This window comes from Enterobacter sp. Acro-832, from assembly GCF_011752745.1.
GTDB lineage: Bacteria > Pseudomonadota > Gammaproteobacteria > Enterobacterales > Enterobacteriaceae > Enterobacter > Enterobacter quasiroggenkampii.
This window is the reverse complement of the sequence record NZ_VWWX01000004.1, coordinates 174,412-189,211: the sequence shown is the minus strand read 5'-3', so window position 1 is coordinate 189,211 and position 14,800 is coordinate 174,412. Positions and strand designations below refer to the sequence as shown.

12 protein-coding genes and 1 pseudogene are annotated in these 14,800 nt (G+C 55.1%); 12 read left to right on the top strand and 1 reads right to left on the bottom strand.

Features of this window, described 5'->3' with window-relative positions; translation table 11 throughout:
* The first annotated feature begins 248 nt into the window (after positions 1–248).
* From dnaK to nhaR, 4 genes are all read left to right on the top strand, one after another.
* The gene (dnaK, locus tag F3J31_RS15665; protein ID WP_048028553.1) at positions 249–2,162 is read left to right on the top strand and encodes a molecular chaperone DnaK; all 1,914 of its coding nucleotides are present in this window, start codon (positions 249–251) and stop codon (positions 2,160–2,162) included.
* A gap of 87 nt (positions 2,163–2,249) precedes the next feature.
* Complete coding sequence (gene dnaJ / locus F3J31_RS15660) at positions 2,250–3,395, top strand: molecular chaperone DnaJ (RefSeq protein ID WP_008502040.1); 1,146 nt, start codon at positions 2,250–2,252, stop codon at positions 3,393–3,395.
* Positions 3,396–3,567: 172 nt separating this feature from the next.
* Positions 3,568–4,743 carry a Na+/H+ antiporter NhaA gene (nhaA, locus tag F3J31_RS15655; protein WP_047746184.1) on the top strand — a complete coding sequence of 392 codons (1,176 nt, stop codon included), beginning with the start codon at positions 3,568–3,570 and terminating at the stop codon, positions 4,741–4,743.
* Positions 4,744–4,801: 58 nt separating this feature from the next.
* Positions 4,802–5,701 carry a transcriptional activator NhaR gene (gene nhaR, locus F3J31_RS15650; RefSeq protein WP_032660752.1) on the top strand — a complete coding sequence of 300 codons (900 nt, stop codon included), beginning with the start codon at positions 4,802–4,804 and terminating at the stop codon, positions 5,699–5,701.
* 59 nt (positions 5,702–5,760) lie between these two features.
* Here nhaR and rpsT read toward each other — a convergent pair whose 3' ends face one another.
* A complete protein-coding gene (gene rpsT / locus F3J31_RS15645) occupies positions 5,761–6,024 on the bottom strand; it encodes a 30S ribosomal protein S20 (protein ID WP_003856458.1) in 264 nt (87 codons plus the stop codon).
* 115 nt (positions 6,025–6,139) lie between these two features.
* Here rpsT and F3J31_RS23445 point away from each other — a divergent pair.
* The 8 genes and pseudogenes from F3J31_RS23445 to carA all read left to right on the top strand — a co-directional run.
* Positions 6,140–6,346: pseudogene (locus F3J31_RS23445) on the top strand (DUF2575 domain-containing protein); the annotation flags it as partial.
* A gap of 7 nt (positions 6,347–6,353) precedes the next feature.
* Positions 6,354–7,280, top strand: coding sequence for a bifunctional riboflavin kinase/FAD synthetase (ribF, locus tag F3J31_RS15635; protein ID WP_045907763.1), 927 nt, complete (start codon positions 6,354–6,356; stop codon positions 7,278–7,280).
* Between the two features lie 45 nt (positions 7,281–7,325).
* Complete coding sequence (ileS, locus tag F3J31_RS15630; RefSeq protein WP_167214033.1) at positions 7,326–10,142, top strand: isoleucine--tRNA ligase; 2,817 nt, start codon at positions 7,326–7,328, stop codon at positions 10,140–10,142.
* Positions 10,142–10,642, top strand: a complete 501-nt coding sequence (gene lspA / locus F3J31_RS15625) for a signal peptidase II (RefSeq protein WP_167214030.1) — start codon at positions 10,142–10,144, stop codon at positions 10,640–10,642. The genes ileS and lspA overlap by 1 nt, the downstream gene beginning before the upstream one ends.
* A 117-nt stretch (positions 10,643–10,759) precedes the next feature.
* Positions 10,760–11,209, top strand: coding sequence for an FKBP-type peptidyl-prolyl cis-trans isomerase (fkpB, locus tag F3J31_RS15620; RefSeq protein WP_003856450.1), 450 nt, complete (start codon positions 10,760–10,762; stop codon positions 11,207–11,209).
* Position 11,210: 1 nt separating this feature from the next.
* Positions 11,211–12,161, top strand: coding sequence for a 4-hydroxy-3-methylbut-2-enyl diphosphate reductase (gene ispH / locus F3J31_RS15615; protein WP_045907765.1), 951 nt, complete (start codon positions 11,211–11,213; stop codon positions 12,159–12,161).
* A 205-nt stretch (positions 12,162–12,366) separates the two neighbouring features.
* Complete coding sequence (gene dapB, locus F3J31_RS15610; protein ID WP_048028544.1) at positions 12,367–13,188, top strand: 4-hydroxy-tetrahydrodipicolinate reductase; 822 nt, start codon at positions 12,367–12,369, stop codon at positions 13,186–13,188.
* Between the two features lie 454 nt (positions 13,189–13,642).
* A complete protein-coding gene (gene carA / locus F3J31_RS15605; RefSeq protein ID WP_010427050.1) occupies positions 13,643–14,791 on the top strand; it encodes a glutamine-hydrolyzing carbamoyl-phosphate synthase small subunit in 1,149 nt (382 codons plus the stop codon).
* Positions 14,792–14,800: the final 9 nt, after the last annotated feature.

Sequence of the window (14,800 nt, the reverse complement as noted above, 5' to 3'; positions counted from 1 at the left end):
TCAGTTCTCCCTGACGGGGCGCGGCATCATAATGGGCGCAATCGATGGCGTCTATGATCTCATCAGGGTGAAATTAAAATTTTTTTTATCATTCCCCCTTGATGGATGCCGTCGCGACCCCATCTTGTAGTCAACCGCAGTGTGTGGACCTGAAAAAAAATCAAATCTGGGCAGTTGAAAAAGCACGTTCTGCCCTTATTACAGGTACACAACCACATGTTGACTGAATTTTTAGTGGAGACGTTTAGATGGGTAAAATTATTGGTATCGACCTGGGTACAACCAACTCTTGTGTAGCGATTATGGATGGCACTACTGCACGCGTGCTGGAGAACGCCGAGGGCGATCGCACCACGCCTTCTATCATTGCTTATACCCAGGATGGTGAAACTCTGGTTGGTCAGCCGGCTAAACGTCAGGCAGTGACAAACCCGCAAAACACCCTGTTTGCGATTAAACGCCTGATCGGTCGCCGCTTCCAGGACGAAGAAGTTCAGCGTGACGTTTCCATCATGCCTTACAAAATCATCGCAGCAGATAACGGCGATGCATGGCTTGATGTGAAAGGCACCAAAACGGCACCACCGCAGATCTCTGCTGAAGTGCTGAAAAAAATGAAGAAAACCGCTGAAGATTACCTGGGTGAGCCGGTAACTGAAGCTGTTATCACCGTTCCTGCCTACTTCAACGATGCTCAGCGTCAGGCAACCAAAGATGCTGGCCGTATCGCAGGTCTGGAAGTAAAACGTATCATCAACGAACCAACCGCGGCTGCACTGGCTTACGGTCTGGATAAAGAAGTTGGCAACCGTACTATCGCGGTTTACGACCTGGGTGGTGGTACCTTCGATATCTCTATTATCGAAATCGACGAAGTTGACGGCGAAAAAACTTTCGAAGTTCTGGCAACCAACGGTGATACCCACCTGGGTGGTGAAGACTTCGATACCCGTCTGATCAACTACCTCGTTGACGAGTTCAAGAAAGATCAGGGCATTGACCTGCGTAACGACCCGCTGGCTATGCAGCGCCTGAAAGAAGCCGCTGAGAAAGCGAAGATCGAACTGTCTTCCGCTCAGCAGACCGACGTGAACCTGCCGTACATCACCGCAGACGCGACCGGTCCTAAACACATGAACATCAAAGTGACCCGTGCGAAACTGGAAAGCCTGGTAGAAGACCTGGTGAACCGTTCTATCGAGCCGCTGAAAGTTGCTCTGCAGGACGCTGGCCTGTCCGTGTCTGATATCAACGACGTTATCCTCGTTGGTGGCCAGACCCGTATGCCAATGGTGCAGAAGAAAGTGGCTGAGTTCTTTGGTAAAGAGCCACGTAAAGACGTTAACCCAGACGAAGCGGTGGCAATTGGTGCTGCGGTTCAGGGTGGCGTACTGACCGGTGAAGTGAAAGACGTACTGCTGCTGGACGTTACCCCGCTGTCTCTGGGTATCGAAACCATGGGCGGTGTGATGACTGCGCTCATCAACAAAAACACCACCATCCCAACCAAGCACAGCCAGGTGTTCTCTACCGCTGAAGACAACCAGTCTGCGGTAACCATCCATGTGCTGCAGGGTGAGCGTAAGCGTGCGGCGGATAACAAATCTCTGGGTCAGTTCAACCTGGACGGTATTAACCCGGCACCGCGCGGCATGCCGCAGATCGAAGTCACCTTCGACATCGATGCTGACGGTATCCTGCACGTGTCTGCGAAAGACAAAAACAGCGGTAAAGAGCAGAAGATCACCATCAAGGCATCTTCTGGCCTGAACGAAGCAGAAATCGAAAAAATGGTTCGCGATGCCGAAGCTAACGCTGAATCCGACCGTAAGTTCGAAGAGCTGGTTCAGACCCGTAACCAGGGTGACCATCTGCTGCACAGCACCCGTAAGCAGGTTGAAGAAGCCGGCGATAAGCTGCCAGCGGAAGACAAAACTGCTATCGAAACTGCACTGAGCGCGCTGGAAACGTCTCTGAAAGGCGAAGACAAAGCGGACATCGAAGCGAAGATGCAGGAGCTGGCACAGGCTTCCCAGAAGCTGATGGAAATCGCTCAGCAGCAGCACGCTCAACAGCAGGCGGGCGCTGACGCTTCTGCGAACAACGCGAAAGACGACGACGTTGTCGACGCTGAGTTCGAAGAAGTTAAAGACAAAAAATAATCGCCCTGATGCAGGGTAATTAATCGGCACGGGCGTAGGAGAACTCTCCACGCCCGTGCTCGCATGTTAAGGGGCTTAAAAAAACCAATGGCAAAGCAAGACTATTACGAGATTTTAGGCGTTCCGAAAACTGCGGAAGAGCGTGAAATCAAAAAGGCGTATAAGCGCCTGGCCATGAAATTCCACCCGGACCGTAATCAGGGTGACAAAGAGGCTGAAGCCAAATTTAAAGAGATCAAAGAAGCCTATGAAGTCCTGACCGATGCACAAAAACGTGCGGCCTATGACCAGTACGGTCACGCAGCCTTTGAACAGGGCGGCATGGGCGGCGGTGGATTCGGTGGCGGCGGCTTTGGCGGCGGCGCTGACTTCAGCGATATCTTTGGCGATGTGTTTGGCGACATCTTCGGCGGCGGTCGTGGTCGTCAGCGCGCGGCGCGCGGCGCGGATCTGCGCTACAACATGGATCTGACGCTGGAAGAGGCCGTTCGCGGCGTCACCAAAGAGATCCGTATTCCGACGCTGGAAGAGTGTGACGTCTGCCACGGCAGCGGCGCGAAAGCGGGTACGCAGCCGCAGACCTGTCCAACCTGTCACGGCTCCGGCCAGGTGCAGATGCGTCAGGGCTTCTTCGCGGTACAGCAGGCCTGTCCGCACTGTCACGGTCGCGGTACGCTGATTAAAGATCCGTGCACCAAGTGCCACGGCCACGGTCGCGTTGAGAAAACCAAGACCCTGTCCGTTAAGATCCCAGCTGGCGTCGATACGGGCGACCGCATTCGTCTGGCGGGCGAAGGTGAAGCAGGTGAACACGGCGCACCGGCAGGCGATCTGTACGTTCAGGTGCAGGTTAAACAGCACGCGATTTTCGAGCGTGAAGGGAATAACCTGTACTGTGAAGTGCCGATCAACTTCGCGATGGCGGCACTTGGTGGCGAAATTGAAGTACCGACGCTGGATGGTCGCGTCAATCTGAAGATCCCGGGCGAGACCCAGACCGGTAAGCTGTTCCGCATGCGCGGTAAAGGCGTTAAATCCGTTCGTGGTGGTGCGCAGGGCGACCTGCTTTGCCGCGTCGTCGTGGAAACGCCGGTTGGCCTGAACGACAAGCAGAAACAGCTGCTGAAAGAGTTGCAGGAGAGTTTCGGTGGCCCGACGGGTGAGAAAAATAGCCCGCGCTCCAAAAGCTTCTTCGATGGTGTCAAAAAATTCTTCGATGATTTGACCCGCTAATCGACTAGCTGGTTTTCATCCGCAAAAGCCCGGAAGCGATTCCGGGCTTTTTCTTTTTGTCGGTATTGCTCGGTTAAACTGAACCTATACTCAATATTAATCTGTTTTTGCCGAGCTATCTGGCTTGGTATTATGGTTTTATCGAGGTATTGTTGTAAAAGAGAGAACTAAAGTGAAATTACTACACCGTTTCTTTAGCAGTGAGGCATCCGGCGGCGTGATCCTGATTATGGCTGCTGCGGCCGCGATGGTACTGGCCAACGTCGGAATGACCCGCGATCTGTATCATGCTTTTCTGGAAACGCCCGTTGAACTGAAGGTCGGGGCGCTGGAAATCAACAAGAACATGCTGCTGTGGATCAACGATGCGCTGATGGCGGTGTTCTTCCTGCTTGTGGGGCTTGAGGTTAAGCGCGAGCTGGTGCTGGGTTCGCTTGCCAGCCGCCAGCGTGCGGCGTTCCCGGTCATTGCTGCGCTCGGCGGGATGGTGGTGCCGGCGCTGCTCTTTCTGGCGTTCACCTGGCAGGATCCGATCGCACGTCACGGCTGGGCAATCCCGGCTGCGACGGATATCGCTTTTGCGCTCGGGGTGCTGGCCTTGCTGGGAAGCCGCGTGCCGGTAGCCCTGAAAATCTTCCTGATGGCGCTGGCGATTATTGATGACCTTGGCGCCATTGTGATTATCGCGCTGTTCTACACCAGCGATCTGTCGATCCTGTCTCTGAGCGTGGCTGCCGGGGCGATTGCGGTGCTGGCGCTGCTGAACATCTTTAATGTGCGCCGCATCGGTATCTACATCCTCGTGGGGATGGTGCTGTGGACGGCGGTGCTGAAATCAGGCGTGCATGCCACGCTGGCTGGGGTGATCGTCGGCTTCTTCGTGCCGCTGAAGCCGCAGGACGGCAAGTCGCCTGCCAAACAGCTGGAGCATGTGCTGCACCCGTGGGTCGCCTTTATGATCCTGCCGCTGTTTGCGTTTGCCAACGCGGGCGTTTCCCTCGGCGGGGTGACGCTGGACGGGCTAACGTCCGTGCTGCCGCTGGGCATTATTGCCGGGCTGTTTATCGGTAAGCCGCTGGGTATTAGTCTTTTCTGCTGGCTGGCGACGAAACTGAAGCTGGCGTCATTGCCGCACGGCACCACGTTTAAGCAGATTATGGCCGTCGGCGTGCTGTGTGGTATCGGGTTTACGATGTCGATCTTTATCTCGACGCTGGCGTTTGGCGCGCATGCGCCTGAGCTGATCGTCTGGGCGAAACTCGGCATTCTTATCGGGTCATTACTGGCCGCGGTAATCGGTTATACCTTGCTGAAGGTAAAATTGTCCGGACAGGCCGTCCAGGCATAACGGAACACCGGGAGGAGGCGAGCCTTCTCCCGATACACACTCAGGGAGAGAAGACGCGATGTCTCATTTGAATTACAACCATCTTTACTACTTCTGGCACGTCTATAAACAGGGATCGGTGGTCGGGGCAGCAGAGGCGCTCTACCTGACGCCGCAAACTATCACCGGGCAAATTAAGGCGCTGGAAGAGCGTTTGCAGGGCAAGCTGTTCAAGCGTAAGGGGCGCGGGATTGAACCCAGCGAACTGGGTGAACTGGTTTTCCGCTACGCGGACAAGATGTTCACCCTGAGCCAGGAGATGCTGGATATCGTTAACTATCGCAAAGAGTCGAACCTGCTCTTTGATGTTGGCGTGGCGGATGCGCTGTCCAAACGGCTGGTGAGCGGCGTGCTGGACGCGGCGGTGGTTGAAGATGAACAAATTCATCTTCGCTGCTTTGAATCCACTCACGAGATGCTGCTGGAACAGCTAAGCCAGCACAAGCTGGACATGATTATCTCGGACTGCCCGATTGACTCGACGCAGCAGGAAGGCTTGTTCTCGGTGAAGATTGGTGAATGCGGCGTGAGCTTCTGGTGCATTAATCCGCCGCCGGAGAAACCCTTCCCGGCCTGCCTGGAAGAGCGTCGCCTGCTGGTGCCGGGAAGACGTTCCATGCTCGGACGCAAGCTGCTGAACTGGTTTAATTCCCAGGGGCTGAAGGTGGAAATCCTCGGTGAGTTTGACGATGCGGCGCTGATGAAAGCCTTTGGTGAAGCGCATAACGCCATCTTTGTTGCGCCGACGCTCTACGCGCACGATCTCTATTCGGATGACAAGATTACGGAGATAGGCAGAGTGGATAACGTGATGGAGGAGTATCACGCCATATTTGCCGAAAGAATGATTCAGCACCCCGCGGTACAGCGAATCTGTAACCGTGACTACTCGGCGCTGTTTACGCCACCGGCAATCTGAAGACATAAAAAAACCCGCGTTAAGCGGGTTCTTTTAAAACAAGCAACAACAAGCGGCGATTAAGCCAGTTTGTTGATCTGCGCGGTCAGGTTTGCTTTATGACGCGCTGCTTTGTTTTTGTGGATCAGACCTTTAGCAGCCTGACGATCCACGATTGGTTGCATTTCGTTAAATGCGTTCTGCGCAGCAGCTTTGTCGCCAGCTTCGATAGCTGCGTATACTTTCTTGATGAAGGTACGCATCATAGAGCGACGGCTTGCGTTGTGCTTACGAGCCTTCTCAGACTGTACGGCACGTTTCTTAGCTGATTTGATATTAGCCAAGGTCCAACTCCCAAATATGATCTATGTGGACAATTCAAAGGCCGAGGAATATGCCCTCTATACCTTCTTTTGTCAATGGATTTGTGCAAATAAGCGCCGTTAATGTGGCGACGCTACGTTACGTAGTGATGGCGCAGGATTCTACCAGCTTGTTGTTCGTGAATACAGCTTTTCGGCATAAAAATCGCAGTTCGCGAGCAGATTTTTTCGCTGCGAAAGGTCAGCCTGATGAAATCATTACGGCTTTCTGTTTTGCACGAACAATCGCCGGTTAACCTTAACCGCTGTACAAGGTATACTTTGGCGATTTTCACTGTTTTGAGCCAGACATGAAGCTGATACGCGGCATACATAATCTCAGCAGAGCCCCGCACGGGTGCGTGCTGACCATTGGTAATTTCGACGGCGTGCATCGTGGTCATCAGGCGCTGTTGCAGGGATTGCGTAAAGAAGGGGAGGCCCGCGGTCTGCCCGTTGTAGTGATGATTTTCGAACCGCAGCCGCTGGAGCTGTTCGCGGGCGATAAATCTCCCGCCCGTCTTACACGCCTGCGCGAGAAGTTGCGCTATCTGGCTGAGTCCGGCGTGGACTACGTATTGTGCGTACGTTTCGATCGCCGCTTTGCCGCGCTGACAGCACAAAATTTCGTCAGCGACCTGCTGGTTAAGCGTCTTGGCGTGCAGTTTCTTGCCGTGGGCGATGATTTCCGCTTTGGCGCTGGTCGTCAGGGCGATTTCTTGCTATTACAGAAGGCTGGTCTGGAGTACGGTTTTGACGTCACCAGCGCGATGACTTTCTGTGAAGGCGGCGTGCGCGTCAGCAGCACGGCGGTACGCCGGGCACTGGCCGATGACGAACTGGATACGGCAGAAACCCTGCTGGGGCATCCGTTCACCATCTCTGGCCGCGTGGTCCATGGCGATGCGCTGGGCCGCACGATAGGTTTCCCGACGGCGAATATACCGCTGCGTCGTCAGGTTTCCCCGGTTAAAGGGGTCTATGCGGTAGAAGTGGCAGGACTGGGCGATAAGCCGTTCTACGGCGTCGCCAATATTGGCACGCGTCCGACCGTCGCCGGTGTGCGTCAACAGCTAGAAGTGCACCTGCTGGACGTTGTAATGGACCTGTATGGTCGCCATATAGATGTAATACTGCGTAAAAAAATACGCAATGAGCAGCGATTTGGTTCGCTGGATGAACTCAAAGCGCAAATTGCGCGAGATGAATTGACGGCCCGCGAGTTTTTTGGGCTTTAGAACCGGCTTAACTGCCTACGTGATAAATACGGAACCGAGAATCTGATGAGTGACTATAAATCAACCCTGAATTTGCCGGAAACAGGGTTCCCGATGCGCGGCGATCTCGCCAAGCGCGAACCGGGAATGCTGGCGCGTTGGACTGATGATGACCTGTACGGCATCATTCGTGCAGCCAAAAAAGGCAAAAGAACCTTCATTCTGCATGATGGCCCTCCCTATGCGAATGGCAGCATTCATATTGGTCACTCGGTTAACAAGATTCTGAAAGACATTATCGTGAAGTCCAAAGGACTCGCGGGCTATGACTCGCCTTACGTTCCGGGCTGGGACTGCCACGGTCTGCCAATCGAGCTGAAAGTCGAACAAGAGTTCGGCAAGCCAGGTGAGAAGTTCACCGCCGCTGAGTTCCGTGCGAAGTGCCGCGAATACGCAGCCACGCAGGTTGACGGTCAGCGTGCTGACTTCATCCGTCTGGGTGTACTGGGCGACTGGTCGCACCCGTACCTGACCATGGACTTCAAAACGGAAGCCAACATTATCCGTGCGCTGGGCAAAATCATCGGTAATGGCCACCTGCACAAAGGCGCTAAGCCGGTGCACTGGTGCGTGGACTGCCGTTCTGCGCTGGCAGAAGCTGAAGTGGAGTATTACGACAAAACCTCTCCGTCTATCGACGTGGCCTTCCACGCGGTGGATCAGGATGCGGTAAAAGCCAAATTTGGCGTCGCCTCGGTAAACGGCCCGATCTCTCTGGTGATTTGGACCACCACCCCGTGGACCCTGCCAGCCAACCGTGCGATCTCCCTGTCCGGTGAGTTCGAATACGCGCTGGTGCAGATTGACGGTCAGGCGGTTATCCTGGCGAAAGATCTGGTTGAGAGCGTGCTGAAGCGCGCGCATATCACTGACTACACCGTGCTGGGTACCGTGAAAGGTGACGCCCTGGAGCTGATGCGCTTCAAACACCCGTTCCTGGACTTCGACGTTCCGGCGATCCTCGGCGACCACGTGACGCTGGAAGCGGGTACCGGTGCGGTACATACCGCCGGTGGCCACGGTCCTGACGACTACAACATCAGCCTGAAGTACGGTCTGGAAATCGCTAACCCGGTTGGTCCGGATGGTTCTTACCTGCCTGGCACCTACCCGGCGCTGGACGGTATCAACGTCTTCAAAGCGAACGACATTATCGTCGACATGCTGCGTACCAGCGGCGCGCTGCTGCACGTTGAAAAAATGCAGCACAGCTATCCGTGCTGCTGGCGTCACAAGACCCCGATCATCTTCCGTGCGACCCCGCAGTGGTTCGTGAGCATGGATCAGAAGGGCCTGCGCGAGCAGTCTCTGAAAGAGATCAAAGGCGTGCAGTGGATCCCGGACTGGGGCCAGGCGCGTATCGAATCCATGGTGGCTAACCGTCCTGACTGGTGTATCTCCCGTCAGCGTACCTGGGGCGTGCCGATGTCGCTGTTCGTGCATAAAGAGACGCATGAGCTGCATCCGAACACCCTGGAACTGATGGAAGAAGTGGCGAAGCGCGTCGAAGTTGACGGCATTCAGGCGTGGTGGGATCTCGACGCCCGCGACATCCTGGGCGCTGATGCGGATAACTACGAGAAAGTGCCGGATACCCTGGACGTGTGGTTCGATTCCGGGTCTACCCACTCCTCCGTGGTTGACGTGCGTCCGGAGTTTGCCGGTCACGCTGCCGATATGTATCTGGAAGGGTCTGACCAACACCGCGGCTGGTTCATGTCATCTCTGATGATCTCTACCGCCATGAAGGGTAAAGCGCCTTACCGTCAGGTACTGACTCACGGCTTCACCGTGGATGGTCAGGGCCGTAAGATGTCCAAATCTATCGGTAACACCGTTTCTCCGCAGGATGTGATGAACAAACTGGGCGCAGACATTCTGCGTCTGTGGGTGGCGTCGACCGACTACACCGGCGAAATGGCGGTGTCTGACGAGATCCTGAAACGCGCTGCCGACAGCTATCGTCGTATCCGTAACACCGCGCGCTTCCTGCTGGCGAACCTGAACGGGTTCGATCCGGCAAAAGACATGGTGAAACCGGAAGAGATGGTCGTTCTGGACCGCTGGGCGGTAGGCTGCGCGAAAGCGGCGCAGGAAGATATCCTGAAGGCCTACGAGTCTTATGACTTCCACGAAGTGGTGCAGCGCCTGATGCGCTTCTGCTCCATCGAGATGGGCTCGTTCTACCTCGACATCATCAAAGACCGCCAGTACACCGCGAAAGCGGACAGCGTGGCGCGTCGTAGCTGCCAGACCGCACTGTTCCATATCGCAGAAGCGCTGGTACGCTGGATGGCGCCGATCATGTCCTTCACCGCAGATGAAATCTGGGGTTATCTGCCGGGCGACCGCGAGAAGTATGTCTTCACGGGCGAGTGGTACGAAGGTCTGTTCGATCTCTCCAGCACCGAAGCAATGAACGATGCCTTCTGGGACGAGCTGCTGAAAGTACGTGGCGAAGTGAACAAGGTTATCGAGCAGGCGCGTGCTGATAAGAAAGTCGGCGGCTCTCTGGAAGCGGCAGTAACCCTGTACGCGGAGCCAGAGCTGGCGGCGAAGCTGACGGCGCTGGGCGATGAATTACGATTTGTCCTGTTGACCTCCGGTGCGAAAGTTGCGGATTATGCCGAGGCTTCTGCTGATGCTCAGCAGAGCGAACTGCTCAAAGGACTGAAAGTCGCGCTGAGCAAAGCCGACGGTGAGAAATGCCCGCGTTGCTGGCATTACACCACCGATGTCGGTCAGGTGGCGGAACACGCAGACATCTGCGGACGCTGTGTAAGCAACGTCGCCGGTGACGGCGAAAAACGTAAGTTTGCCTGATGAGTAAAACTCTCTGTTCAACAGGACTGCGCTGGCTGTGGCTGGTTGTGGTGGTGCTGATTATTGATCTGGGCAGCAAGTTCCTGATCCTCCAGAATTTTGCTCTGGGGGAGACGATCCCGCTGTTCCCGTCGCTTAACCTGCACTACGCGCGCAACTACGGTGCGGCGTTCAGTTTCCTTGCCGACAGCGGTGGCTGGCAGCGCTGGTTCTTCGCGGGTATCGCTCTTGGTATCTGCGTGATCCTGGCGGTGCTGATGTACCGCTCGAAGGCAACGCAAAAGCTGAATAACATCGCCTACGCGCTGATCATTGGCGGCGCGCTGGGCAACCTGTTTGATCGCCTGTGGCACGGCTTTGTGGTCGATATGATCGACTTCTACGTCGGCGACTGGCACTTCGCGACCTTTAACCTCGCTGATAGCGCCATTTGCATCGGTGCGGCGTTAATCGTGCTGGAAGGCTTCTTGCCTAAACCCGCTGCGAAAGAGCAGGCGTAAGCATCAATGCCGGGTGGCGCTACGCTTACCCGGCCTACAGAATTTGTGGCTTCCCGTAGGCCCGGTAAGCGTAGCGCCACCGGGCAACAGGTGACCCAAAACAAGCGAGCAATTTGCATGTCTAAATCCGTACAGAGCAACAGCGCGGTTCTCGTTCACTTCACGCTGAAGCTGGATGATGGTTCAACGGCTGAGTCCACCCGCAATAACGGCAAACCGGCCCTGTTTCGTCTTGGCGATACCTCCCTGTCTGAAGGTCTTGAGCAGCAGCTTCTGGGCCTGAAAGAGGGCGAGAAAAAAGCCTTTTCGCTGGAGCCGGATGCGGCATTTGGCGTGCCAAGCCCGGACCTGATCCAGTATTTCTCGCGCCGCGAGTTTATGGACGCAGGTGAACCGGAAATCGGCGCGATTATGCTCTTTACCGCTATGGACGGCAGCGAAATGCCTGGCGTGATCCGCGAAATCAACGGCGACTCGATTACCGTTGACTTCAACCATCCGCTTGCCGGGCGTACCGTTCATTTTGATGTTGAAGTGCTGGAAATCGATCCGGCACTGGAGGCCTGAAATGCAGATCCTGTTGGCTAACCCGCGCGGCTTCTGCGCCGGTGTAGACCGCGCTATCAGCATTGTTGAAAACGCGCTGGAGATTTACGGCGCGCCGATTTATGTACGTCACGAAGTGGTGCATAACCGCTACGTGGTCGACAGCCTGCGCGAACGCGGTGCCATCTTTATCGAGCAGATCAGCGAAGTGCCGGACGGTGCGATCCTGATTTTCTCCGCGCACGGCGTCTCTCAGGCGGTCCGTAACGAAGCCAAAAGCCGCGATCTGACCGTCTTCGATGCCACCTGCCCATTGGTGACCAAGGTGCATATGGAAGTGGCGCGCGCCAGCCGCCGTGGTGAAGAGTCGATCCTGATTGGCCATGCTGGCCACCCGGAAGTCGAGGGCACCATGGGCCAGTACAGCAACCCTGAAGGGGGAATGTACCTGGTGGAGTCGCCTGAAGATGTCTTCACGCTGAACGTGAAAAACGAAGCGCGCCTGTCGTTTATGACCCAGACGACGCTCTCCGTCGACGATACCTCAGACGTGATTGATGCCCTGCGTCAGCGCTTCCCGAAAATCGTCGGGCCGCGCAAGGACGACATCTGCTACGCCACCACCAATCGTCAGGAAGCGGTGCGCGCACTGGCTGAACAGGCGGACGTGGTGCTGGTGGTCGGCTCTAAGAACTCCTCCAACTCTAACCGTCTGGCTGAACTGGCACAGCGAATGGGGAAGGCGGCGTTCCTGATCGACGATGCCACGGATATTCAGGAAGTGTGGGTTAAAGACGCGGCCTGCGTAGGCGTGACGGCCGGGGCATCCGCGCCCGATATTCTGGTACAAAACGTCATTTCCCGTCTGCAGGAGCTGGGCGGCGGCGAAGCGGTGCCGCTGGAAGGACGCGAAGAGAATATTGTTTTCGAAGTGCCGAAAGAGCTGAGAATCGACGCCCGCGAAGTCGAATAGTCCCTTTTCTGATGAAAGGCCAGCACCTCCTGTGCTGGCCTTTTTTTTACCCGTTACTTTATCGTGACGACAAAATCATGTCTTTTACTGATATTTAAGTCGGTTTCACGTTAAATTCTAATTATCGGTGTTTTCAGTTGGCAGTGCTCAGAAAGGCTGGTTAATCTGAAAACGGTTTACATCATTTTAACGTAAGAGAATAACTATGCATGATGCACAGATCCGTGTCGCCATTGCGGGCGCGGGTGGACGTATGGGCCGTCAGCTTATTCAGGCGGCACTTCAGATGGATGGCGTAGCACTTGGCGCGGCGCTGGAGCGTGACGGTTCATCACTTCTGGGGACCGATGCTGGCGAGCTGGCGGGCGCGGGAAAGACCGGCGTAACCGTACAAAGCAGCCTGGACGCGGTTAAAGATGACTTCGATGTGTTCATCGATTTTACCCGTCCTGAAGGGACGCTCGCGCATCTGGCGTTTTGCCGCCAGCACGGCAAGGGGATGGTGATCGGCACCACCGGTTTTGACGATGCGGGCAAGCAGGCTATCCAGGATGCATCCAAAGAGATTGCGATTGTCTTCGCCGCAAACTTTAGCGTGGGCGTTAACGTCATGCTGAAGCTGCTGGAGAAGGCGGCGAAGGTGATGGGCAACTACACCGATATTGAGATTGTCGAGGCTCACCACCGCTATAAGGTTGATGCACCATCAGGCACGGCGCTGGCAATGGGCGAAGCGATTGCTCATGCACTTGATAAAGATTTAAAAGACTGCGCGGTCTATGCCCGCGAAGGCCACACCGGGGAGCGCGTGCCGGGCACCATTGGTTTCGCAACCGTCCGGGCGGGTGACATCGTCGGCGAACATACCGCGATGTTCGCCGATATTGGCGAGCGCGTCGAGATTACGCATAAAGCGTCCAGCCGAATGACGTTTGCCAATGGTGCCGTTCGATCCGCCTTGTGGCTGAAAGAGAAGAAAAATGGTCTTTTTGATATGAGAGATGTGCTTGATCTCAACAATCTGTAAGCATTATTACCCATCGTGATGTGGTTATTGCAGTCGTAATCCTTTGATTGCATAGGGCAATAATTTATTGCCCTTTTATTTTATCTGTTTCGTGCTCATTTCGTTCCTTTGGCCTTGAAAGTATAGCTATTACCCTTAATTCTCGTTACTGAAATGTAAATTTTGACCATTTGGTCCACTTTTTGATGCTGTGCCGACTCATTTTTCATTAAAACCGGTGCGCAAGCGTTTTCCGCAGTGATTTACCTGATCTTTTTGTCGCTTAAGCTCCACTCACCTCGTCAGATACGCAAAAGACTAAACAAAATATCGGTTTTAAGTTGACTTTTACCCACCAAATCTCCAGAATGCCGCCGTTTGCCAAAAATCCGCTGGCAACACATTTGCATTGATCCATGACATGGTTATGAATTAATATGCAAATAAAGTGAGTGAATATTCTCTGGAGGGTGTTTTGATTAAGTCAGCGCTATTGGTTCTGGAAGACGGAACCCAGTTTATCGGTCGGGCCATAGGGGCAACGGGTTCGGCGGTTGGGGAAGTCGTTTTCAATACTTCAATGACCGGTTATCAAGAAATCCTCACTGATCCTTCCTATTCTCGCCAAATCGTTACTCTTACTTATCCTCATATCGGCAATGTCGGCACCAATGCGGCTGACGAAGAATCCTCTCAGGTACATGCGCAAGGCCTTGTCATTCGTGACCTGCCGCTGATTGCCAGCAACTTCCGCAATACCGAAGACCTCTCTTCTTACCTGAAGCGCCATAACATCGTGGCGATTGCCGATATCGATACCCGTAAGTTAACGCGTCTGCTGCGCGAGAAGGGTGCACAGAACGGCTGCATCATCGCGGGTGATAACCTCGATGCGACGCTGGCGCTGGAAAAAGCGAAAGCCTTCCCGGGCCTGAACGGCATGGACCTGGCGAAAGAAGTGACTACCGCAGAAGCCTACAGCTGGACGCAGGGTAGCTGGACGCTGGAAGGCGACCTGCCGGAAGCGAAAAAAGAGAGCGAGCTGCCGTTCCACGTGGTGGCCTACGATTTCGGCGCCAAGCGCAACATCCTGCGCATGCTGGTTGACCGCGGCTGCCGCCTGACGGTAGTGCCAGCACAAACGTCTGCTGAAGACGTACTGAAGATGAATCCGGACGGTATTTTCCTGTCCAACGGCCCTGGCGACCCGGCGCCGTGCGATTACGCCATCGCTGCCATCAAGTCCTTCCTGGAAACCGACATTCCGGTATTCGGCATCTGCCTCGGCCATCAGCTGCTGGCGCTGGCGAGCGGTGCGAACACCGTCAAAATGAAGTTCGGCCACCACGGTGGTAACCACCCGGTGAAAGATATCGATAACAACACGGTGATGATCACCGCGCAGAACCACGGCTTTGCCGTCGATGAGGCCTCAATGCCGGCTAACCTGCGCGTGACCCATAAGTCGCTGTTCGATGGCACCCTGCAGGGGATTCATCGTACCGATAAGCCAGCGTTCAGCTTCCAGGGACACCCGGAAGCCAGCCCGGGCCCACACGACGCCGCGCCGCTGTTCGATCACTTCATCGAACTTATCGAGCAATACCGTAAGACCGCTAAATAATCAGGAGCC